General features: G+C 58.7%; 35 protein-coding genes. 25 read left to right on the top strand and 10 right to left on the bottom strand.

The window, feature by feature from the left end; translation table 11 throughout:
* Window positions 1–960, top strand: a complete 960-nt coding sequence (locus tag GKE73_RS07180; protein WP_230369580.1) for a hypothetical protein — start codon at window positions 1–3, stop codon at window positions 958–960.
* On the opposite strand, the gene GKE73_RS22865 is transcribed toward GKE73_RS07180, so the two are convergent.
* From GKE73_RS22865 to GKE73_RS07145, 10 genes are all read right to left on the bottom strand, one after another.
* Window positions 952–1,251, bottom strand: coding sequence for an FHIPEP family type III secretion protein (locus GKE73_RS22865; RefSeq protein ID WP_280954813.1), 300 nt, complete (start codon window positions 1,249–1,251; stop codon window positions 952–954). The two genes, GKE73_RS07180 and GKE73_RS22865, sit on opposite strands and share 9 nt — an antisense overlap.
* The gene (locus tag GKE73_RS22860; RefSeq protein ID WP_280954812.1) at window positions 1,175–2,152 is read right to left on the bottom strand and encodes an FHIPEP family type III secretion protein; all 978 of its coding nucleotides are present in this window, start codon (window positions 2,150–2,152) and stop codon (window positions 1,175–1,177) included. Before GKE73_RS22860 ends, GKE73_RS22865 begins: the two co-directional genes overlap by 77 nt.
* Window positions 2,052–2,495, bottom strand: coding sequence for an FHIPEP family type III secretion protein (locus GKE73_RS22855; RefSeq protein ID WP_312854395.1), 444 nt, complete (start codon window positions 2,493–2,495; stop codon window positions 2,052–2,054). Before GKE73_RS22855 ends, GKE73_RS22860 begins: the two co-directional genes overlap by 101 nt.
* A 35-nt stretch (window positions 2,496–2,530) precedes the next feature.
* Entirely contained in the window at window positions 2,531–3,040 is a 510-nt protein-coding gene (locus GKE73_RS22850) for an FHIPEP family type III secretion protein (RefSeq protein WP_280954811.1), read from the bottom strand.
* A complete protein-coding gene (locus GKE73_RS07170) occupies window positions 3,037–4,713 on the bottom strand; it encodes an EscU/YscU/HrcU family type III secretion system export apparatus switch protein (protein WP_280954810.1) in 1,677 nt (558 codons plus the stop codon). Before GKE73_RS07170 ends, GKE73_RS22850 begins: the two co-directional genes overlap by 4 nt.
* Window positions 4,710–4,880, bottom strand: a complete 171-nt coding sequence (locus tag GKE73_RS22845) for a hypothetical protein (protein ID WP_280955140.1) — start codon at window positions 4,878–4,880, stop codon at window positions 4,710–4,712. Before GKE73_RS22845 ends, GKE73_RS07170 begins: the two co-directional genes overlap by 4 nt.
* Before the next feature lie 69 nt (window positions 4,881–4,949).
* Entirely contained in the window at window positions 4,950–5,222 is a 273-nt protein-coding gene (fliQ, locus tag GKE73_RS07160; RefSeq protein WP_230369579.1) for a flagellar biosynthesis protein FliQ, read from the bottom strand.
* Window positions 5,223–5,224: 2 nt separating this feature from the next.
* Window positions 5,225–5,971: a flagellar type III secretion system pore protein FliP gene (fliP, locus tag GKE73_RS07155; protein ID WP_230369578.1), complete on the bottom strand. Its 747-nt coding sequence runs from the start codon at window positions 5,969–5,971 to the stop codon at window positions 5,225–5,227.
* Window positions 5,968–6,321, bottom strand: coding sequence for a FliM/FliN family flagellar motor switch protein (locus GKE73_RS07150; protein WP_230369577.1), 354 nt, complete (start codon window positions 6,319–6,321; stop codon window positions 5,968–5,970). The genes fliP and GKE73_RS07150 overlap by 4 nt, the downstream gene beginning before the upstream one ends.
* Before the next feature lie 5 nt (window positions 6,322–6,326).
* Window positions 6,327–7,205: a flagellar motor switch protein FliM gene (locus GKE73_RS07145; protein ID WP_230369576.1), complete on the bottom strand. Its 879-nt coding sequence runs from the start codon at window positions 7,203–7,205 to the stop codon at window positions 6,327–6,329.
* 627 nt (window positions 7,206–7,832) lie between these two features.
* Between GKE73_RS07145 and fliE the strand changes: the two genes are divergently transcribed.
* The 24 genes from fliE (at window position 7,833) to GKE73_RS07035 (ending at window position 20,356) form a co-directional block, all read left to right on the top strand.
* Window positions 7,833–8,078 (top strand): flagellar hook-basal body complex protein FliE, encoded by a 246-nt coding sequence (gene fliE / locus GKE73_RS07140; RefSeq protein ID WP_312854394.1) that lies wholly within the window; start codon window positions 7,833–7,835, stop codon window positions 8,076–8,078.
* Between the two features lie 82 nt (window positions 8,079–8,160).
* Window positions 8,161–8,445 (top strand): hypothetical protein, encoded by a 285-nt coding sequence (locus GKE73_RS22840; protein WP_280954809.1) that lies wholly within the window; start codon window positions 8,161–8,163, stop codon window positions 8,443–8,445.
* A 16-nt stretch (window positions 8,446–8,461) separates the two neighbouring features.
* Window positions 8,462–8,815, top strand: a complete 354-nt coding sequence (locus tag GKE73_RS07135) for a hypothetical protein (protein WP_280954808.1) — start codon at window positions 8,462–8,464, stop codon at window positions 8,813–8,815.
* 47 nt (window positions 8,816–8,862) lie between these two features.
* Window positions 8,863–9,726 (top strand): flagellar M-ring protein FliF C-terminal domain-containing protein, encoded by an 864-nt coding sequence (locus tag GKE73_RS07130; protein WP_230369575.1) that lies wholly within the window; start codon window positions 8,863–8,865, stop codon window positions 9,724–9,726.
* A 151-nt stretch (window positions 9,727–9,877) separates the two neighbouring features.
* Entirely contained in the window at window positions 9,878–10,171 is a 294-nt protein-coding gene (locus GKE73_RS07125) for a hypothetical protein (protein WP_230371424.1), read from the top strand.
* A complete protein-coding gene (locus GKE73_RS07120) occupies window positions 10,120–10,764 on the top strand; it encodes a FliG C-terminal domain-containing protein (protein ID WP_230369574.1) in 645 nt (214 codons plus the stop codon). Before GKE73_RS07125 ends, GKE73_RS07120 begins: the two co-directional genes overlap by 52 nt.
* Window positions 10,761–11,450: a flagellar assembly protein FliH gene (gene fliH, locus GKE73_RS07115; protein WP_230369573.1), complete on the top strand. Its 690-nt coding sequence runs from the start codon at window positions 10,761–10,763 to the stop codon at window positions 11,448–11,450. The genes GKE73_RS07120 and fliH overlap by 4 nt, the downstream gene beginning before the upstream one ends.
* Window positions 11,450–11,866 carry a hypothetical protein gene (locus GKE73_RS25460; protein WP_230369572.1) on the top strand — a complete coding sequence of 139 codons (417 nt, stop codon included), beginning with the start codon at window positions 11,450–11,452 and terminating at the stop codon, window positions 11,864–11,866. The genes fliH and GKE73_RS25460 overlap by 1 nt, the downstream gene beginning before the upstream one ends.
* Window positions 11,859–12,335: a hypothetical protein gene (locus GKE73_RS25455; RefSeq protein ID WP_376767295.1), complete on the top strand. Its 477-nt coding sequence runs from the start codon at window positions 11,859–11,861 to the stop codon at window positions 12,333–12,335. Before GKE73_RS25460 ends, GKE73_RS25455 begins: the two co-directional genes overlap by 8 nt.
* The gene (locus GKE73_RS25450; RefSeq protein WP_376767413.1) at window positions 12,287–12,760 is read left to right on the top strand and encodes a hypothetical protein; all 474 of its coding nucleotides are present in this window, start codon (window positions 12,287–12,289) and stop codon (window positions 12,758–12,760) included. The genes GKE73_RS25455 and GKE73_RS25450 overlap by 49 nt, the downstream gene beginning before the upstream one ends.
* Entirely contained in the window at window positions 12,757–13,209 is a 453-nt protein-coding gene (locus GKE73_RS07095; RefSeq protein WP_230369571.1) for a flagellar FliJ family protein, read from the top strand. Before GKE73_RS25450 ends, GKE73_RS07095 begins: the two co-directional genes overlap by 4 nt.
* A 72-nt stretch (window positions 13,210–13,281) precedes the next feature.
* On the top strand, window positions 13,282–14,661 hold the full coding sequence (gene fliD / locus GKE73_RS07090) for a flagellar filament capping protein FliD (RefSeq protein WP_230369570.1): 1,380 nt from the start codon (window positions 13,282–13,284) through the stop codon (window positions 14,659–14,661).
* A 22-nt stretch (window positions 14,662–14,683) separates the two neighbouring features.
* Window positions 14,684–14,968, top strand: a complete 285-nt coding sequence (locus tag GKE73_RS22830) for a flagellar export chaperone FliS (RefSeq protein WP_280954806.1) — start codon at window positions 14,684–14,686, stop codon at window positions 14,966–14,968.
* Window positions 14,941–15,072 carry a flagellar protein FliS gene (locus GKE73_RS22825; protein WP_280954805.1) on the top strand — a complete coding sequence of 44 codons (132 nt, stop codon included), beginning with the start codon at window positions 14,941–14,943 and terminating at the stop codon, window positions 15,070–15,072. Before GKE73_RS22830 ends, GKE73_RS22825 begins: the two co-directional genes overlap by 28 nt.
* Window positions 15,065–15,373 carry a hypothetical protein gene (locus GKE73_RS07080; protein ID WP_230369569.1) on the top strand — a complete coding sequence of 103 codons (309 nt, stop codon included), beginning with the start codon at window positions 15,065–15,067 and terminating at the stop codon, window positions 15,371–15,373. Before GKE73_RS22825 ends, GKE73_RS07080 begins: the two co-directional genes overlap by 8 nt.
* Window positions 15,374–15,381: 8 nt before the next feature.
* Window positions 15,382–15,849, top strand: a complete 468-nt coding sequence (locus tag GKE73_RS07075; protein WP_230369568.1) for a hypothetical protein — start codon at window positions 15,382–15,384, stop codon at window positions 15,847–15,849.
* Window positions 15,850–15,872: 23 nt separating this feature from the next.
* Window positions 15,873–16,319: a hypothetical protein gene (locus GKE73_RS07070; RefSeq protein WP_230369567.1), complete on the top strand. Its 447-nt coding sequence runs from the start codon at window positions 15,873–15,875 to the stop codon at window positions 16,317–16,319.
* Window positions 16,316–16,573, top strand: coding sequence for a hypothetical protein (locus tag GKE73_RS07065; protein ID WP_230369566.1), 258 nt, complete (start codon window positions 16,316–16,318; stop codon window positions 16,571–16,573). The genes GKE73_RS07070 and GKE73_RS07065 overlap by 4 nt, the downstream gene beginning before the upstream one ends.
* Before the next feature lie 16 nt (window positions 16,574–16,589).
* Window positions 16,590–17,051: a flagellar basal body-associated FliL family protein gene (locus GKE73_RS07060; RefSeq protein ID WP_230369565.1), complete on the top strand. Its 462-nt coding sequence runs from the start codon at window positions 16,590–16,592 to the stop codon at window positions 17,049–17,051.
* A gap of 83 nt (window positions 17,052–17,134) precedes the next feature.
* Window positions 17,135–17,779, top strand: a complete 645-nt coding sequence (locus tag GKE73_RS07055) for a FliA/WhiG family RNA polymerase sigma factor (protein WP_230369564.1) — start codon at window positions 17,135–17,137, stop codon at window positions 17,777–17,779.
* 32 nt (window positions 17,780–17,811) lie between these two features.
* Complete coding sequence (motA, locus tag GKE73_RS07050; protein WP_230369563.1) at window positions 17,812–18,618, top strand: flagellar motor stator protein MotA; 807 nt, start codon at window positions 17,812–17,814, stop codon at window positions 18,616–18,618.
* A 58-nt stretch (window positions 18,619–18,676) separates the two neighbouring features.
* Window positions 18,677–19,663, top strand: a complete 987-nt coding sequence (locus GKE73_RS07045; RefSeq protein WP_230369562.1) for a flagellar motor protein MotB — start codon at window positions 18,677–18,679, stop codon at window positions 19,661–19,663.
* Window positions 19,647–19,931 (top strand): flagellar biosynthesis anti-sigma factor FlgM, encoded by a 285-nt coding sequence (flgM, locus tag GKE73_RS07040; protein ID WP_230369561.1) that lies wholly within the window; start codon window positions 19,647–19,649, stop codon window positions 19,929–19,931. Before GKE73_RS07045 ends, flgM begins: the two co-directional genes overlap by 17 nt.
* Window positions 19,931–20,356, top strand: coding sequence for a flagellar protein FlgN (locus GKE73_RS07035; protein ID WP_230371422.1), 426 nt, complete (start codon window positions 19,931–19,933; stop codon window positions 20,354–20,356). Before flgM ends, GKE73_RS07035 begins: the two co-directional genes overlap by 1 nt.
* The last annotated feature ends 12 nt before the right edge of the window (window positions 20,357–20,368 follow it).

Below are 20,368 nucleotides of genomic sequence, written 5' to 3'. Positions count from 1 at the left end.
ATGCCACTTGAATTCATTGCGGCCTTGCCTGCCGTGACGGCTGTACGGCCACTAGCCGATGATGGCCCGCAATGGTCGGCTGGGCAAACCTTGACGCTGACGGTGCTGGCGATGGACGACGGCACCCTGAGCGCCCGCACCGAAACGGGGGCGTCGTTGTCCTTGTCAGCGAACTGGCCAGATTTGTCACCCAGTGATGTGCTGACGCTGCGGGTGCAGGCCACTTTGCCTGCTTTGCAATTGGCGTTGCTGAATATTCGTGCAGCGGAGCCATCCGTTGAGTCACCCTCCGGTGCGTTGCTGCCGCGCGGGCCGGAACCGGAGGCATTGCAGGCGCTGCACTGGGCACGACCCGAGCCCATGTCGCTGGCGCAAAACTGGCGTCTGCTGCTGTTGGGCCAACTGATCGGCGGAGCCCGGCAGCGAGAGCAGAGTGAGCATCGGCGTTTTTCTTCCGGCTTGCTCAGTGCCGAAGCGGGGATGTCGCTAGGCCGCTGGTTGGCCGAAGGTGCCAAACCGCTACAACCTCCGGTTGGCGAGCCATGGTGGTTTCCGTTGCTAGCCCGGAAAGGCTTGCCGATCCGCCCGGGGCTGGGGCGTTTCAGTGAGCCCGCTACCTCTGATGGGCTGGAGGAGGAAACGGCGCTGTTGCTGGAAGTGGAATTGCAAGGGTTGGGCTGGTTGTTATTGTGTCTTCGGCCAACCCCCGGCGCGCTGGTTATCTTGACGCTGGTGGCCGAAACGGAAACCGCGCTGCAACAGGTGCGTCAACGGATAGCGGGTATGACGTATGCCGGACGGCCCGTACAACTAAGGCTGCTGCAAGGCCCGGTGCGCGGTCGGCGTCTGGCGGAGCCTGTGCCTGCGTGGCAACAGGTGGCGCACAACTTGTCGCCGGACCTGTTTGCCGTGGCCGCTCAGGCCTTGCTAAGGTTGGCCGAAAACCGCGAGTCAGCCTAGCGTGCCGATAATGGCAACGTCCTTGCGTTCAGGAATCTCGTTGTAAGACAGAACATGCAGTCCCGGCGCGAACAGCCGCGCATAACGGGCCAGAATGGGCCGAATTTGTGGCGTTACCAGCAGCACCGGCGGTGTTGTCTGTTGCTTCATCTGTTCACGAATCACCGGCATGTTGAGCTGCAATTGCTGCAAGAGCTGTGGGTCCAGTGCGAAATTATCCAGAATTACCTTGCCAAGTTGTTGCGCCCGGCTGAGTGCGCCCAACAGCATGTTTTCCAGTTCCTCCGACAAACTGAACGCCTTGAGCTCCGGTTTGGTTCCGATCAGCCCGGTGACGATTTGCTCGGCGCAAGGTACAACGTACCTCGGCGGCCAGCAGGATCGGGTCTTTGGTAGTTTCGCTGTTTTCCAGCAAGGTGCTGGCGATGGGTACGATGTCCTTGAGCGAGATATTTTCCGTCAGCAACACGCGGAATACCTTGAGGAGCTGACTGTGCGTCATGGCTTTTTCCAGTGCGGCAGCAAGCTTGGGTGAGAGCGTCGTTAAGCGGGCGAGCAGTGCCGCGACATCATCGTGGCGGAACAGTTCCGGCAGGTGTTCACGTATCACTTTGCTCAGGTGAGTGGCGATGACGCTGGCGCCATCCACTACCTGATAACCCAGTCCCAGCGCCTGTGCCTTGTGTTCCGGCCGAATCCAGATGACGGGCATGTTATAGGCTGGGTCGATTCCGGGCGTACCGTCCAGTTCGCCATAGACGGTGGGTGACGGGATGGCCATCAGCATGCCGGGTTGAAGATTGGCCTGAGCCACGACGCTACCGCTCAGCAAAATCGAATACTGGGTGGCGGGCTGCGACAGGTCATCGCGCAAGCCGACTGGCGGCAGTAGCAGCCCGAAGTTTTCGCTCAGGCTCTGGCGTACGCCGTTGGCGCGTTTCTGCAAGGCGGCTCCTTGTGCCGGATCGAGCAGGCCAACCAGTTTGTAGCCCGGGGTAATGCCCAGCACATCGACATAGGGCAGGCTGTTCCAGTCCAGCTCTGGACGGCTATCGGTGAGCAGGGCGGTTTCAATCGCGGCGGTATCGTCGTTAGCCTGGCTGGCGCGTGGCGGCTGGCGCGCCGGGCAACGTAGGCGAGCAGAGCCGAAAAGCCGAGGAAGGTGAGCCGGGCATGCCGGGAATGATGGCAAGCACAAACATCAAGGCGGCAGCGCTGTACAACACCGTGGGCGAGGCCAGCATTTGCGAGCTGACTTGTTGTTCGAAGTCGCCCGAATCACTGACGCGCGTGACGATAATGGCGGCGGCCGAGGACAGCAACAGCGCGGGAATCTGGGCGACCAAACCGTCACCAATGGTCAGCAGCGCATATTGCTTGAAGGCTTCGGCAAAACTGAGGTCGTGCATCAGCACGCCAATGGCGAGGCCGCCGATCATGTTGATCAGCAAGATCAGGATGCCCGCCATGGCATCGCCACGCACAAATTTCGACGCGCCATCCATGGCCCCGTAGAAATCTGCTTCGGTAGCCACTTCGCGACGGCGCTGTTGCGCCTTTTCCTGGTTGATCAGGGCTTAAGATTCAGATCGGCATCAATGGCCATCTGCTTGCCGGGCAGGGCATCCAGGGTAAAGCGTGCAGAAACCTCGGATATCCGCTCGGCCCCCTTCGTTACTACCACAAAGTTGATGATCATCAGGATCACGAAAACCACCAGCCCGACAACAAAGTTGCCCCCGATCACGACCTTGCCGAACGCTTCAATGACCTGACCGGCCGCTTGGGTTCCCTCGTGTCCGTGCAATAGCACCACGCGTGTGGAGGCGACATTAAGCGTCAGCCGCATCAGCGTGGTGGCGAGGATGATGGTTGGAAAGACGGAAAATTCGAGAGGACGTTTGACGGAGACGCTGACCAGTATCACAACAATGGCCAGTACAACGTTAAAGGTGAACAGAACGTCCAGCACCATCGGCGGCAGCGGCAGGATGACCATGGCCGGGATGGCCATCAGGAACATCGGTGTCACCAGCTTCTGGTGGCGTAAATCGGAGAAAAGTTTGGTCAGTGAGTTCATGGTTGGCGTGCGGTGAGGAAGTCCTCGGGAATGGCGTAATGGGTGGGCAGGTCAGGCTGGAGTTGGCGACGCCCCTCGCGGAAAGCCTGAATCTGCAAGACGTAAGTTAGTACGGCGGCCACGGCCTGATACAGCGCAGCGGGAATTTGCTGCTGAACCTGGCTGGTGTTGTAGATGGCGCGGGCCAGCGGCGGCAAGGCAATGACTTCCACGTGATGATCGGTAGCGAGCTGACGGATGTAAAACGCCATCTCATCCACGCCTTTGGCTACGACATAGGGCGCCTCGGCCCGCTCTTCGTCGTATTTGAGCGCTACGGCGTAATGAGTCGGATTGACGATCACCACGTCGGCGGTCGGCACGGCCTTTCTGATGGAGCGTTGTGCCAGTTGGCGCTGAATCTGGCGAATGCGCTGACGTACTTCCGGGCGGCCTTCGCTGTTTTTATATTCTTCCTTTATTTCCTGCTTGGACATGCGTTGTTCGCGCAGGAACAGCAACGCTTGCAACGGCACATCAATCAGGGCCAGCACGACAAACACCATGCTGAGCAGCAGCACAGCGTTCAGGGTCAAATCGGCACAGCGCACAATGGCCTCACCCAGCGGTAGCCGCTGCAGACGCAGGAAGCTGGTGATGTTTGCCTGCACCACATACCACAGCACCAGTCCTATCAGCACCGATTTGAGCAGTGAGATGCCGACTTGTGAGGCGTTCTTGGTAGAGAATGCGCGCTCGAAGAAATTGATCGGGCTGAGCCGATTGAAACGAGGCAGCAGATGTCCGGTGGAGAATACCCAGCCGCCGGGAATCAGCGAGCCGATGATGATGCAGACCGGTATGGCAAACAGTGGTAACAGCATCTTGGGCAGTAGCCAGAGGGAGGCCGGGAACAGTATCGACCAAGCGTTATCGAAACCGCCATCACCGTGCAGGTTGGCGAGGGACAGGATAAACAGGCTACGAAATGCCTGTAGCCAGTCGGGGAGCACGATGAGTAGCAGCTTGAGTCCCACCACAATGCCAATGGCGGTGGCGACATCGCGCGAACGTATGACTTGACCGTTATCGCGTGCCTTGCGCAGTTTTTGCTGCGAGGCTTTTTCGGTCTTGTCGCCAGAAGTGGTCTCAGCCACGCCCCCTCCCATCTGTTGGTGCAGCATGGTCAGTACCTGATCGGTCATGTGCAGGTAATGCTCGGGTACGGAGCGGATCAGGTAGCTCAGCATAACCAGACCGAACAGCGTGATCACCGAGAAACCGAGCGAGAACAGATTGAGCGTGGCGGCGGCCCGGTTGAGAAAACCGAAGCCGATCTGTACCACCATGGTCGAGAATACGATGGGCAAAGACAGCAGCAGTGCTGCCGAGAACATCCATGAGGTGCTATAGACCAGTGTTTTGAACGACAGCATGTCCAGCCCTTGCCCTACCGGCCATGCCTTGAAGCTGTGGAACACTTCGTTGGTCACGATCAAATGGCCGTCAATGGAGAAAAACACCGGGGCAGTCAGGACGAATAACAGGCTGGAGATGACATCGGACGAAGCGCCGTTGATTGGGTCATTCATCACCGCCATAGACAGGCCCATCTGGGAGGACACCAGAAACGCAAACATCATGATGGCGGCGTTGACCAGATGAAACGCCAGTCCGAACAGTAACCCAATCATGGCCTGTTCAATGGCAACCACGATGCCGTGCAAAGAAACCGGATCGACGGCTGTGAGTGGGCGAGCGACCGGAATGACGATGACCGCCGGGCTATGGCGATCATCATGCGGGCCCGTACCGGTACCGAGTTTTCTCCAAGGAAGGGGGCCAGGCTGAGGGCAGCCATGAACCGGCAGAACGGCCACCAGATGGTAGAGAGCAGCTCCGGTAGTGCCTTGATCAATTCTTCCATCAGTTAACCGACCAGATGGGAAGCTTGTTCGAAGATGCTGACACAGAAATCCATCAACATTTGTGCCGCCCAGTGGTAAGCAAAGCCAATGGCTGCCAGCGTGACCAGTAGGCGTGGCAAAAAGCTCAAGGTCTGTTCGTTGATTTGTGTGGCGGCCTGAAACAGGCTGATTAATAGGCCAACCAGCAGACCCGGCAGTACCAATACGGTGACCAGCAGCATGACGATGTGCAAGGCCTGGTTGATTAGGTCGACGGCGGTATCTGGCGTTACCATGATCAGTACGCCTGTATGCTGGAAACGAGGGTGTTGACCGTCAGGGTCCAGCCATCCACCAGAACAAACAGCAACAGCTTGAGCGGCAGCGAGATCACCAGTGGCGACAACATCATCATCCCCATCGCCATCAGCACCGAGGACACCACCAGATCAATTACGAGAAATGGGATAAACAGCATGCAGCCGATCTGGAAGGCCGTTTTCAATTCAGAAAGCATGTAGGCGGATACTTTGACCACAAAGGAATGATCTTGTGGTTTGGCAATACTGGCCTCGCCGGAGAGCCGGGCTATCGTGGCCAATGATGCCTTGCTGGTCTGGGCAAGCATGAAGCGGGACAATGGCACCTGCGCGGTCGCTAGCGCTTGTTGGAATCCAATCTTGTTCTGGTCGTAGGGGACAAATGCCTTGTCATACACTTCGGTGCCGACCGGGCGCATGACCAGCATGGTCAGAATCATGGCAATGCCGGTAACGATGCGGCTGGGCAAACCCTGTTGCAGCCCCAGCCCCTGACGCAGCAACGACAACACAATGACAAAACGGGTAAAGCTGGTCATCATCATGAGCAGTACGGGCAACAGCCCGAGCAGCGTCATGATGATTAGCAGCTGAGTCTTGACTGTGAAGTCTCCTGCGCCAGCCGGGCCACTGAGCAGGGGAATCGACGCCGCCAGTGCCGCATGCGACAGCGGTAGCATTAGCAATGCCGTGGCTCCGGCACGGGAGTAAAACCGGATGCTCATGCCAACGAGTCCAGATCCAGCGGGTTGAGCTCGACAACCCGCAGGCCATAGTTCTCGCCCGCCACCACCACTTCAGCCCGGCCAAGTTCAACGCCGTTGACTTTGATCAGTAGCGGTTCTCCGGCCAACCTATCCAGCTCGATGACCGAGTCAGTATGAATCGACTGTAGCTCATGCAGCGATACGGTTGCCGAACCGACTTCCAGCGTCAGGGTGACGGGAATTTTGCGCAGCATGGCGGTCATGTCGCGGCGTGGTGGCACGCTTACGGGCTCGCTGGCGGAGAGCGTGTTGTCCGGGATCATATCGTCCAGTAGCGAATCGACATTCAACGGTTCCATCGTTTCCATCTTTGTTACTCCACATCTTCAAATGAGGTTAGCCACAGCTTGCCGCTGTCTTCCGCCACGGTCGCGTGAAACAGGTGTGAGTCGCCGACCAGCACTGCCACCTGTTCGCTGACACGTACCGGAATGACATCCCCCGGTTTTAGGTCGAGCACCGTGCCGAAGGGGACGGACATTTCCAATTGCCGGGCCGTGAGTTTGATTGGCAGTTGGGTGGCCAGCGGTACCGGTTCGTTTGCGGTGGTGCTGACGGGAAGGCTTCTTTGCCCCAGCCCTGCTAACAGATGCGCCATCCAGCCAGCATCCAGAGCCAGCCATAGTTCACCGGCGACGCGGTGCGCTTCTTCTTCCAGTCCGATGCGGACAATCTGCCCTTGCTGGCTGGGGGCTACCAACTGCACCGCTGCCAGATCACCACGCACGGGGTGGTCGTTGCCGTAGTGCAGGCGGTCAACGCAGGAAGCAATCTCACCGAGCATTCCCTTTGCCAGCATGGAGGAGAAGCGTTGCTCGGTTTCTGTTTCGGGAATCGAGGTATCAATCGGTTTCGAGGGAATGGCTGCCCGGTGTCTGCCGCCATAGCGGTAATCCAGAGCGGTCAGGAGTAGTGCGCGATCCAGCGCGCAAGCAATTCGGCCAACCGGGTCAAGGTAACTGCGCCAGAGCCGGGCTTCGGCGAGTGGTCCGTCAGTATGCAGGGCGACGTCAGTGACGCGGAACGTCGCACCGTAGCGACGGTTGAAGCGCAGTGAAAAAAAGTGCTGGAGGGTCTCTTGTAGCTGAATCCCGAAGCGATCTAACTGGTGAGTGGGGCGCCCCAGTAAACAGGGGTCGAGCACGGTCAGGTTGCCGGTTTGGGAGGCTGAGATAATTTTGCTTTTAGGCATTGAGTTCAGTTCAGAGGAATCCGTACGTCACGAACTTGCAGGGGGCTGGCAAGTAAGCCGGAGAGTCCTCGGTGCTCATGAAACATAATAAAAACAAGACTTGTTGTGTAAATACAACGTCCATGTGAAGGCTTATCAATACGCGTGCAGCCACGATTCGGCCTGTACCAAGTGGTTATGCCAATGGCTTTCCATGTTCGCTATCAATAATCGTTGTCATCCGGATAAAAACTTCAATCAGGACAGTGAGATAGCTGATTTTGCTAGTGCTTGCCATGGTACCGGTAGCAGGTCTGGTGCTGATTATATCGGATTGTTCTTTTAAATATGGCCGTCATTAATATGGTGTTTATTTATAATCTGTCCTGTGATATGTTGCCCCCGGCATATTCAGGGCCCCTCCTGAAATCGGGAATGCAAACCGTCCATGGTGACGGGGAATGCTCGGTAAAGGGGGCGCAGGTTCTGTTTGTGACACCTGTTTCTTGACGCGGGGAGATTTCCCCGTAACTGGATGGAGTAGTGCATGTCGATTCAATTGGCCGCTTTGATTCATACCGATCTGGGCCGTATCAGTGGCGAAATGACGGGAATGGCTCAAGAGGCTGCAATCCCGTTTAAGCCAGTGTGTCGCCAGACAGTGCGGAGCCCGAGGCTGGTTTTGCCGAAACGTTCAAGGCGGCTTTGCACGGGGTTGACGACCAGCAACGTCAGGCTGCCGACAAGATGGCGGCCGTCGATAGCGGGCAAAGTGATGATCTGGTCGGCGCGATGCTGGCCAGCCAGGATGCCAACCTGTCTTTCACTATGCTTACGCAAGTGCGTAACAAGGTGATGGGCGCGGTGGATGATCTGATCAAGATGCCTTTGTAAGCATTTAGCCGTAGGTTCCTGTCTTGTTAGCTGCCATCAAATCGACCGGGCACGTATGCAGCCCAATGGAGGAGCGTCAGCCTTGGCGCTTTCCTCTTCTTTCCTCAAGAAGATAACGCCCATTCTGTTGTTGGCCGTGGCCTTGACGGCGCTGGTGATGATGTGGATGTGGCATGACCAGTCCGGTTTCAAGCCGGTATTTGGTGCGCAAGAAAAAATCGTGGCCGCCGACATGATGGCCGTGCTGGATGCCGAACATATTCCTTACCGCCTGCATCCCGATACCGGACAGGTGCTGGTGCCGGAAGCATCGCTGGGCAAAGTACGCATGTTGCTGGCCTCCAAAGGCGTGGTGGCCAAATTGTAAGCTGGCACTGGAGTTGATGGACAAGAATGATCCGTTAGGAGTTAGCCAGTTTGTTCAGGACGTGCGTTTTCGTCGCGGTCTGGAAGGGGAGTTGGCACAAAGCATCATGACTCTGGACCCGATCCAGTCGGCGCGGGTGCATCTGTCCATTGCCAAATCCAGCTCGTTTGTCTCCGCCGATGGCGAAAAAAGCACGGCTTCGGTGGTGCTAAATCTCAAGCCGGGCCAGAAGCTCAATAAAGAACAGACGGCCGCCATCATCAACATGGTGGCGGGCAGTGTGGCCAGCCTTGATCCCCAGCGGGTAACGGTGGTGGATCAGGCTGGTAACTTTTTGTCTTCACATGTGGATTTGAGTGATGGTGCTTAAGCATCAACACGGCCGATGAGGCGGAAACGCGCTATCGGGACGAAACGTTGCGCAATATCCGGGACCTGCTGGAGCCGACGCTGGGGGCCAACAATTTCAAGGCCACCGTCACCGCCGTCGCAGACAACGACAAGATCGATGAGACGCGCGAACGTTATGGCGAGGCGCCGAAAGTCACCAATGAAGCCACGCGCGACGAGGCTCAGCCGCAAGGCGACCCAGCCTTGGGCGTGCCGGGGTCGCTCAGTAACCGGCCATTGCAGATCAATGCCTCTGCACCCGCCGGTGCCGTACCGGGACAGGCCAGCAAGAAAGCGGCAACCCGACAGTACGCGTATGACAAGGATATCACCCAGATCAAGCACGCTCGCGGTGGCCTGAAGAAGCTCAGCGTTTCGGTGGTGCTGAACAATGCGGCGGCGCCGAAGGGTGGGTGGACCCCGGCACAGCTTGCCAATATCGACAAGATTCTGCGTAACGGTTTGGGTATTGATGCGGCGCGTGGCGATGTGCTGGCCGTCTCAACACTCAGCTTCCCGGCGGTGCCAGAGGAAACGCCATGGTGGATGGAGCGCGATACGCTGGCGAGCGCTGGCAGCTATGCCGCCGCGGCGCTGGCCATGTTGCTCAGTTACCTGTTCATTGCACGGCCGCTGATCCGGCTGCTGCAACAGCGATACAGCCGACAAGAAGAAGCCGAGTTGCGTGAAATTGACCCGCCATTGGCCATTACCGAACAAGAACTGGAACGTGAAGGGGGGGCTGACACTGCTGAACCCAAGCGCCTTGAGTCGATGCCGGTGGTGCCTTTGCTGGAAAGCTACGATTTGCCGCCGGAAGGATCCAGTGTGGACGTTCTGGTGGATCACCTGAAGAAACTGGCAGACAAAGAGCCCGCGTGGCCGAAGTGATCAAACAGTGGGTGCAGAAGCGTAATGGCTGAGCAAGAGAATAGCTCCGTGATGAAGCCGGTGGAGCAGGCCGCCATCGTGTTGCTGAGTATGGGCGAGGAGCGAAGCATCCGCCGTCCTGCGCTGTCTGGATCGCGAGGAGTTGCTGGAGGTGACGCAGGTGATGTCGCGCATGAGCGGCATCAAGGTGGATGCCGTCAAGCAGTCGATTCAGAAGTTCTTTAGTGAATACCGCGAACAGTCTGGCGTGCATGGTGCCTCGCGCTCTTATCTGAAACGTTCGCTGGATCTGGCCTTGGGCAGTGACATTGCCAGCAGCGTACTGAACAACATCTACGGTGATGCCATCCGCCCGAAGATGGCGCATTTGCAGTGGGTGCTTAAGCGGCATGGTTGGCCGAACGTATCGCCAATGAGCATGTGCGCATGCAGGCCGTGTTTTTGAGTTTTCTGCCTTCGGCACAAGCCAGTCAGGTGATTGCTGCCTTGCCGGAAGAAGGGCGTGACCTGTTATTGATCAACATCGCCCGACTGACCGAAGTGGAGCGCGAGCTGCTGGTGGAGCTGGAGCAGGTGGTGGATGGCTGTCTGCAGAATCTTTCCATGCAAAGCGCCAATGTCGAGGGGGTGCGGCAGGCGGCCGAAATCATTAACCGCTTGCCGGGCGACCGCGCCCAGATGGTCGAGCTGTTACGCGCCCACGATCCGGATGTGGTGAACAAGATCGAGTCGAACATGTACGACTTCTACATCCTCTGCAAGCAGACGGAAGCGGTATTGACGCGCATTGTCGAAGCCGTGGACATGGAGCAATGGGCGATTGCCCTCAAGGGGGTGGAACCCGAAGTGCGCAATGCGCTGTTGCAGTCTATGCCGCGTCGTCAGGCGCAGGCATTTGAGGAGCAGGTACGCCGTATCGGCCCGGTTCCACTCAGCCGGGTGCATCAGGTGCGACAGGACATCATGGTGGAAGTGCGCAACCTGGCGCTAAGTGGAGAAATCGACCTGCAGCTGTTTGCCGAGGATGTCGTGGAATGACGCCGTTTCGTCCTTACCGTTTCCCCCCGCTCTCCAAGCCGGAGCCAACCGGTGCGGCGCCCGGCGATGCGGCGCAATGGCAAGCGTCGCTGGCCAAGGGCTTCAAGCAAGGCATGGATACCGGCTATCGCGAAGGTTACGACAGCGGCGTGGCGGCTGGCCACAAGGAAGGTTTTGACAAGGGCTATACCGATGGCCTGAAACAGGCTGCCGACGAGGCCAAAGGAGAGGTGGCGGCTGCCATTGAAGAATTGGCCCGTCCGCTGGATGCCATGCTGGCCAATTTGCGCACGCTGCAGGCGGATTATCAGGCGGCGATGCACAAGGAAGTGATCGAGCTGGTGGGCAAGGTCGCCCGCCGGGTCATCCGCTGTGAACTGGCGCTACAGCCGGTACAGTTGCTCTCGCTGGTCGACGAAACGCTGGCGACCATGCCGGTCGTGAACGGCGAGGTGGAAGTGTATCTCAACCCGGAGGAGTGTCAGCGCTTGCATGAGCTGGCGCCGGAACGTGCCGCGCGCTGGTCGCTGATTCCCGATTCCTCGCTGGAAGCGGGTGAGTGTCGGGTCAAGTCGGGTAATCACGAGGCAGATGCCTGCCGACAACGGCTGGAATCCTGCATGGAGCAGGTCAAAGAGCAATTGCATGCTCCGGCCTCGGCTCCAGATGGAAAAGAGCACGCCTGATGCTGACGGCCGCCTTGCGTAAGCTGGAACTGACCGATGTGCCGGTAGCCACGCTCACTGGTAAGCTGACGGGGGTCACCGGATTGTTGCTGGAAGCTACCGGTTGTCCGCTGGAAACCGGGCAGCACTGCCAGATCGAAAAAGCCGATGGCAGCTGGCTGGATGCACAGGTGGTCGGGTTTCGTCAGGACATCACCTATCTGATGCCGATTCAGAAGCCGGTGGGGCTGATGAGCGGGGCGCGGGTGTTGGCGGGTAATGAACAGGATCAGCTCTTGATTGGCCCGTCATGGTTGGGCCGCATCGTTAATGGCATGGGTGAGCCGATTGACGGGCGTGGCCGATTGGGGGGGCGAGCAGCCACTCAATCCCCAGCCGCCGAGTGTCAACCCGCTGACCAAACAGCCCGTGCGTGAAAGCCTGGACGTTGGGGTCCGGGCCATCAATGGTTTGCTGACCCTTGGCAAAGGCCAGCGTGTGGGTTTGTTTGCTGGCAGCGGCGTGGGCAAAAGCGTGTTGCTGGGCATGATTACCCGTCATACCGAGGCGGATGTGGTGGTGGTTGGACTGATTGGCGAGCGTGGCCGCGAAGTACGCGAATTTGTTGAGCACGCATTGGGCGCCGAAGGGTTAGCCAAGGCGGTGCTGGTGGTTGCTCCGGCCGATGAGTCGCCGCTGATGCGCATGCGGGCCACTGAACTGTGCCACGCCATTGCCGCCCATTTTCGCGATCAGGGGCAAAACGTGTTGCTGCTGGTCGATTCACTGACCCGCTACGCCATGGCCCGGCGTGAAGTGGCTTTGGCGCTGGGCGAGCCGTTAAGCAACGCGCGGCTATCCGCCATCGGTATTCGGCTTGTTGCCACAATTGGTGGAAAGCGCTAAGCAATGGCGAAGGCAGCGGCAGCATGAGTGCCATCTATACCGTGTTGGCCGAAGGTGACGATCAGCAAGACCCGGTCGTCGATACCGCCCGGGCGATTCTGGATGGGCATATCGTGCTCTCCCGCGAGTTGGCCGAACGCGGTCATTACCCCGCCATTGATGTATCCCGTTCCATCAGCCGTTGCATGGCGCAGATTGCCAGCCCGGAACAAATGGAGTGCGCCGTCAGCGTCAAGGATCTGCTGTCCCGCTACGCTCAGGTACGTGATCTGATTCCGCTGGGCGGCTATGTCCGGGGCGCGGCGCCGTTGACCGATCGCGCCGTCGATCTGTATCCGCGTATCGAAGCCTTCTTGCGGCAAGGCATGCATGAATCCGCGCCACTGGCGAATGTGCTGCCCCGACTGAAGGAACTGGTGGCATGAGTCTCGAACATACGATTCAGAGCCTGAGCCAACTGACTGCCTTGCGTCAGGGCGAGGTGGATCGTCTGAGCGCCGATATCGCCAGACAGGAAGCTACGCGCCAGCGTTACCAGAAAAATCTGGCCCGGATGGCCGGTTTGTGTGAGGGCAGCGGCGCCAGCGGCAGTTTGCCACCTGCGTTATCGCTCAATTGCGCCAGCTACAAACTGACCGTCATGAGCATGATGGCTTCGCACCAAATGGATCTGGCATTACATGAAGCCGACATGGCCGTGACGCGGGAGCATCTGATGCAGGCAACGCGGCAAAGTGAAGTGATGGCGCAGATGCTGGAGCAAAAGCGCGAAATACTGCGGCGCGAGCAGTCTGGCCGGGAGCAGAAACGGCAGGATGAGTTAGCCGCCCGGTATGGTTGCGGAGGACGGTGCCATGATTATTTGCGGCGCTAATTGGCGGTTTGCCGGAACCGGGTCGCCTTTCTTCAAGGTAAGCCCCGAAAAACCTCAAGCAAGGGACCGGCAATGATTGATACCTCCACGACAAGCCCGAGTTACATGGCGCAACAGCTGGCGACGGCGTATACGCAGGGCACGCAAAACCTGTTGTCGACGCAAACACAGGATGCACAGACGACTTCCTCTGCACTGACCTCTTTGCAATCGGCATTGCAGGTCTTTCAGAGTGCGCTGAATACGCTGTCCGGCCAACCGACCGCCGTGGCGCAAAGTGCCACCTTCTCGAATAGCGCGATTGGTAGTGCCACGGCCAACGGCACAGCAACGGCTGGCAGTTATCAGTTCTTCTCGGAACAGCTGGCTCAGGCCAGTCAGGTGGCTTTTCAGGGCGTTCCGGCGGCCACTCCGGTTGGCAGCGCGGGGACGCTGGTGGTCAAGATGGCGGATGGCACCAGCCTTAACGTCAATCTGGCGGCGGCCGATACCAATGGCGATGGCCAACTGAGCCCGGCGGAAATTGCCTCGGCCATCAACCAGAATACGGCGAACGCCAAGCTGGCGGCCTCGGTGATTACCGTCAATGGGGTGTCGCAAATGGTGGTGACCGCCGGGCATACCGGTGCCAATAGCCAGATCAGTCTGGATACCTCGGGCGTTACCGATAGCACGCTGGCTTCGGCGCTGGGCACCGCCAATACCTTGGTTGCCGCGCAGGATTCCATCGTCTGGCTGGGCGCCCAAGGCACCGGCATCAAGATGCAGCAGGCGTCAAACACCTATACCTCCATCGCTGGCGTCAGCATGACGTTTAGCCAGGCCCGGGCGACAGGGACGGCGCCGGTGACGCTTACCGTCGCCACCGATAACAGTGCGACGGCAAAAAATGTACAAGGGTTTGTCGATGCCTATAACAGTCTGAAAACGGCGCTGGACAAGCTGACCGACACCGGCGATGCCGCTAATGGCAAAGCCGCGGCGGCGTTTGCTTCCGATGCCGGTGTGCGTTCACTGCGTGACCGCCTCAACACCATCATCCGGCAGACATTTGCCGGTGGCACGCTGTTGCAGTACGGCGTTAGTGCTGACCGCTACGGCACGTTGTCGCTCAACCAGACCAAGTTACAAAACGCTCTGGCAAGCAACCCGACCGGGCTGGACAAGGTGCTGGGTGGCAACTCCACGACCGGATTGCTGGGTACCGCCAAATCCTATCTGGATTCGTGGCTCAATTTTTCTTCCGGGCAGATCAAGACGCGGCAGGATTCGGTGCAGCGCTTGCAAAAGGATCTGACCTCGCGTCAAAGCGTGCTCAACGATCAGTACGACCAGGCCTACAAGCGCTATCTGGCGCAGTTCTCGGCGCTGCAGTCGATTCAGTCGCTGATCAGCCAGAACACCGGCATCTTGAGCAATCTGGCCGGGTCCGGTTCATCTTCCAACAACTAAATTGAACAAAGAAAGGCTGATTTTGGATTACGAAGGCTATCGCGATTATCACGCGGTGAATCTGGACGCGCAGACCTCGACGGCCTCGCCGGTGCAATTGATGGTTCTTCTGATGGATGGCCTGCTGGAAGAAATGGCGCGTGCTCGAGCCCACATCGAGCAACGGCGTTACGAGGCCAAAGGGCGTTGTGTTTCCAAGTGCATTGATATCCTGAACGGCCTTTCCAGTTCGCTGGATCTGGATGCTCAAGCGGTGAGGTGGCAGAAAACCTCGCGCGCTTGTACGAGTACTGTGCCCGCCGTCTGAATGAGGCGGGCCTGAAGCTGGATGTGTCGTTGATCGACGAAGTCACCCGGTTGATGGCCACGATCCGCGGGGGCTGGCTGGGTATGCAAGCGGCGCATGGCTAATACCCGGCGACTACTGACATTGGCCGATCGCCTGATCCGTGCGGTGAATGACTGCGACTGGAAAACGGTGGAGGCCACGGCACAAGCGGTAGCCGTAACGGCAACGCGACTGTCAGCCAGACCAGCCCTGACCCAGCCAGAACAGGATGCCGTGGCTCAGGTGCTGCTGGCACACCAGTATGCCTCGCGCCGTTGTGCGGTCGAGGCCAGAGACCTGGCGGAAAAACTGTGTCAGTTACGCCGTAATGCCGAGGGGTATATCGCTTATGCCCTGACCACCGATGCCAGCCAGGATGAATAGCCATCAGCATGATTGAAACACGATATTCCGCGCACGCGACGCCGCCATCCAGTGTGAGCGCCGTGATGCCTGCCAATTCTCCGGCGGCTGGTCGGCCAGTGTCTGCCTGTAGTGCAAAAGATGTCGCCGGGAGCAGCACAAAGGCAGATGGCCGCTTCGGTGCCATTTATCAGCAAGCAGGGGAAGCGCCTGTCGCGATGGTGGAGCCTGTGGACTCAGCCGCGACGGATGTAGCGGAGGTGCCGCAGACGGCTGGTGCTCAGCCGCCCGATCCTGTTGCCCTGATTCCCGTGGCGGTGGTCGATGAGCGAGTGACCATGCCGCAAGTGGCATCAGCACTATCAGCCGAGCCAGAGGGCGCCCATTCACTGACTTCGGCCAACCCTAAAACGGCACGACATGATGAGTCGGCATCGGAAGATTCGTTGGCCGATGTGCCTTTGCTGTCATGGTTACCGGGCATGAGCGCGCCGTAGCAGTCATCACGCCGACCGCGGTTGTGGCAGATGGTAAGGCAGGAACGCCTGATCTTAGCCAGCTTGCCGGACGTCAGATGGCCATGCCGCCGTGGGCGGGAGTGGGCAAGGCGGCGGAACAGACGGTAGCGGAGTTGGCCAGTTCGGCCAACTTGGCGAGTCGGCGTGAGCTTCTGCCTGCGTCAGTGCCGGAGTTACCCCAAACGGCCGCGATGCAGGCACCGCCACTGGCGTCGCTGGTTCCCTCTGCTGTCGCTGCGCCCTTGTCTGCGGCGGAATGGGTACCGGTCAAGCTGCCAACCGCAGCTCCCCAGCAATGGGCTCCAACCTTGCTGACCGCACTAGGCGACCGGGTCAGCGTGCAGCTGAACCAGGGCATTGATAATGCCGTGATCCGGCTGGATCCCCCCATGTTTGGCTCGTTGGAGATCGCCATCCGGCATCAGGCTGCGGGCTGCAAGTGCAATTGACGGCCAGCAACAGCGAGGTGGTCAGCCAGTTACAGCATATTAGCGACAAGATTCGTCAGGATTTGGCCGGGCGACAATTCACCGATGTTGCCGTGGTGGTTGCCGATAGCCGGACACAGGGATTTGGTGATGGTCGGCAATCACGCGAGCAACCGGCGCCGCAGCAGGAACAGGGCAAGCCCGGCCGCGCATTGTCGGCGCGGTCACCGCAAGAAGGCGATGCGCACTTCAGTCTCGCGCAGGCCAGTGAGTAACAGGTAAGAAAAAACGATGACTATAAAAACATGGGTAATGGCCGTTTCGCTCGGGATGGCGGTCGCTGCTGCCGGGGCCACCGCTACGTGGTTTGTGCTCAAAGGTCCGCAGCACAAGGCCACCGCCGAAGCGCCTGAAACAGTGGCTCAGGATAAAACCGTCTACAAATACCTTTCCGTGGACAAGGTGATCGTCATGTTGCGCGACCCGGCCGATAGCGCACAGCCGCACTATCTGGCGGTGGATCTGGTGATCAAGGTGGCGGCAGAGAAAGAAGCCGAAACCAAGGAACAGCTGCCTCTTCTGCGCAGCATTGCTCTGCGTTCGCTATCGAACTACGCCCCGGATAAAGCCAGGAGCATGACGGTGGACCAGACGACGGCTGCCCTGAACAAGGCTTTTGACGAGGACTATGTCCACTCGCACAGCGACAAGCCGTTCAAGACGGCGCTGATCAGCAAACTCATTATCGAGTGATGCATGGACATGCACACCGGGTATGCCGAATTTCAGGCCGTCGCTTCCAGCGATAGCTTAACAAAGCCGAGGAACGCTGGCTGGTGCAGTACACCCCATTGGTCAAACGGGTGGTCGGACAGTTGGCCTCGCAGGTGGCGGGAGCTGCGGATCGCCATGACTTGGAGCAGATCGGTTTGCTCGGGCTGCTGGATGCGCTGCGGCGTTACGGCGAGCCGGATGAACGCTTCCTCGGTTATGCCACCACGCGTGTCCGTGGCGCCATTCTGGATGAGTTGCGGCGGCTGGACTGGCGCCCGCGCCAAGTGCGGCAGGAATTCCACCGTATTCGCGATGCCCTGCGTGCCTTGACGCGCAAGCTGGGGCGTGAGCCCAGCGAGGCGGAGGCCCGGGCGGCGCTGGGTGTCTCGTCCAGCGATTTTCAGGATTACTTGTTGGCCGAAAATGCCGAATCGCTATCGAGTCTGGATGAGCTGATTCAGCAGCATGACGAGTCATGGCAGAGCGATGTGGATGAGCAGGCGGGCCCCGAGTCGGTCATCGTGATTCGCCGTAGCCTGGAAAAAGCGCTGCTGGCACTGGATGAGCGCGAACAGCGGGTGATCCAGCTGAGTTATGAGTTTGATCTGAGTGTGAAAGAGATCGCCGCCGTGCTGGACTTGTCGGAGTCTCGGGTCGGCCAGATCAGCCGGGCCGCCTTGAAAAAAATGCGGGCTGTCCTCGCCTAACCATAATCCGAACATAAAAGTAGAGAGAAAGCATGCAGCAACTGATCGGTATTGCGATTGTCTTGGGAGCCGTATTTGGTGGCTTTCTGTTGAATGGCGGCAGCTTGCACGTCATCTGGCAACCGCTGGAATTGCTCATCATCATGGGCGCGGCAATGGGCGCGATTGTGCTGGGAAACAGCCGCCATGTGCTGATGGAAATGATCGGCCAGCTGCGCAAGGTCATGTCGTTTAGCCGACGGGGTCAGGAATACCAGCGCCAGTTGCTGCTGCTCATGTATGAACTGATCGAGACGGCCGCTGGCGGGTTGAAAGCGCTGGATGCCCATGTGGAAGCGCCCAAAGACAGCCCGCTGTTTCGCCGTTACCCACTGATTCTGGACGATGCCAAATTACTGGCCTTTGTGGTGGATAACTTTCGCCTGATGGCGATGGGCAAGATCAACAGCCACGAGCTGGAGGGCGTGCTGGATCAGGAAATCGACGCGATTCATGATGAACTGATCCAGCCATCGAAGTCGCTGCACAAGATCTCCGAAGCCATGCCGGGGTTCGGTATTCTGGCCGCCGTACTGGGGATTGTCATGGCCATGAATACCGTCAGCTCCGGTGCCTCGGCCGCAGAAATCAGCGAGCGCGTTGCGGCGGCCATGGTCGGGACGTTCATCGGGATTTTTGCCTGCTATGGCTTGATGGACCCGCTCGCCAACATGATGAAGCAGCTGGTTGATTCGGAAATGTCCAACTTCGAATCCGTGAAGGTGGTGCTGGTGGCGCATGTCGTAACCAGAAGCCGCCGTTGTTGGCCATCGATGCCGGGCGGCGTCTGGTGCAGCTGAACATCAAACCAAGCTTTGCTCAGCTGGAGTCGTGGATCAATGACATCAAGGTAGCCGCATGACGCCAGCCAAGGGACAAAAGCTGCAAGAGGAAGCCATCGTCAAGCGGGTGTCGCGCAAGCATGACGATGACGGGCATGGCGGCGCGTGGAAGGTGGCCTTTGCCGATTTCTGCCCGGCCTTGATGTGCCTGTTTCTGGTGCTGTGGGTGCTGGCTTCCCGTAGCAAGGAGCAATTGGAGTCCATCATGGCGTCCGGCTCGGGTCCGCAAGACCTCTCGCGCGGCGACAAAATGATGGACAACATCACCAATCCGGCCGGTAGCCTGATTTCGCGTGAGCCCATCCCGGGTAAAGGCGGCGGCAATCCAGGTCCGGCTACGTCGCCCGATCCGGAAACCAAACTGACCAAAACCCACTACGATTCGCCCGCTGACATGAAAGAGCTGGCGACGGTACTGGCCAAACTGAGTGATGAGAGCGGACTGGCGGGCAACTTGCAGACCATCATCACCCCGTATGGCCTGCGAGTCATGCTGCACGATACCGACAAACAGGGCATGTTCCAGCGCGGCAGCGCGGTGCCCAGTGATCCTTTCCGCCAGTTGTTGCATCGCCTGGGCCCGTTGTTTTCCCGGATTACCAATCAGATGCTGGTGGTTGGGCATACCGATGCCAAGCAATACCGAGGTCAGGGTGGTGCGGCATTTTCCAACTGGAGCTTGTCCAGTAACCGCGCGATGGCGGCTCGGGCCAACTTGCTGGAGGGCGGCATGAAGGCCCAGAGCGTTCTGCAAGTGGTGGGCATGGCGGATCGTGCGCCGTTGAACGCTCACGATCCCGAGGGGGCGGTGAATCGGCGCATCGAATTATTGATTCTGACTCCCGGGCAGGCCAAGCTGATTTCTCAAATGTACGGCATGCCACACGATGTGGTGCCGCTGGCCCCCGGCGTAGACAGCGTCACGCCGGACAAGGCAGCACTGGAGAAACTGCGCGGTGCGGTCAAGCAGCGCACTGAGAGTCATCATGAAAATTACCAATAACAAGGGTCTGCCCAGATTACGTGAGTCCACCCGCACATCGCGCGAGGTGCCGGTGAGCGATGCGCCGACAGCGGCGAGTGCCTCGGAGCTTTCTGGCGATCTGCAACTGGACGTGCTCAAACCGGCGCAGGCCGCCTTGGCGCAGCTGGACGAAGTGGATGAGGCCCGCGTGGCGGAAATTCGTGCCGCGCTGGCCAAGGGCAGTATTAAGTTTGACGCGGGTAAGTTGGCTGGATTGATACAGCGTTATCACGGAGGAAAATCGTGATGACCGGGCAGGATGCCGTGAAGGCTTTACTGATCGGCATGGATCGGGACCGTTTTGATTACCGCAAACTGACGCGCTTGCTGGAGCAGCAGTTTTCGGCTGCCTTGCAGCACAACGCGGCGGAACTGGCCTCCATTGCCAGCGATATCCTAAATATCGTGGAAGCCATGGAGCAGCGTCGGCATCAACGCATTGATCTGGTCATTGCCTTTTTGGGGGCCGGGCAGCCCGTCAGTGTCGAAGCGGTGATTGAGCGCGTCACCGGCAAGGTGCATGACACCTTGCAGTCATGGTGGGCCGATTTGGGGTATCTGGCCCGTCACTGTCAGACCCTGAATACCCGTAACGGACAGTTGCTGATGTCGCAATACGAAATCATGCAACGTGTACTGCATGGAGAAAAGGATGTTTATGCTCCAGCTTGATCGCGCCGGGGC

The sequence above is a fragment of the Paludibacterium denitrificans genome (genome assembly GCF_009707705.1).
Lineage (GTDB): Bacteria > Pseudomonadota > Gammaproteobacteria > Burkholderiales > Chromobacteriaceae > Paludibacterium_A > Paludibacterium_A denitrificans.
This window is presented reverse-complemented; position numbering and strand designations above follow the sequence as displayed.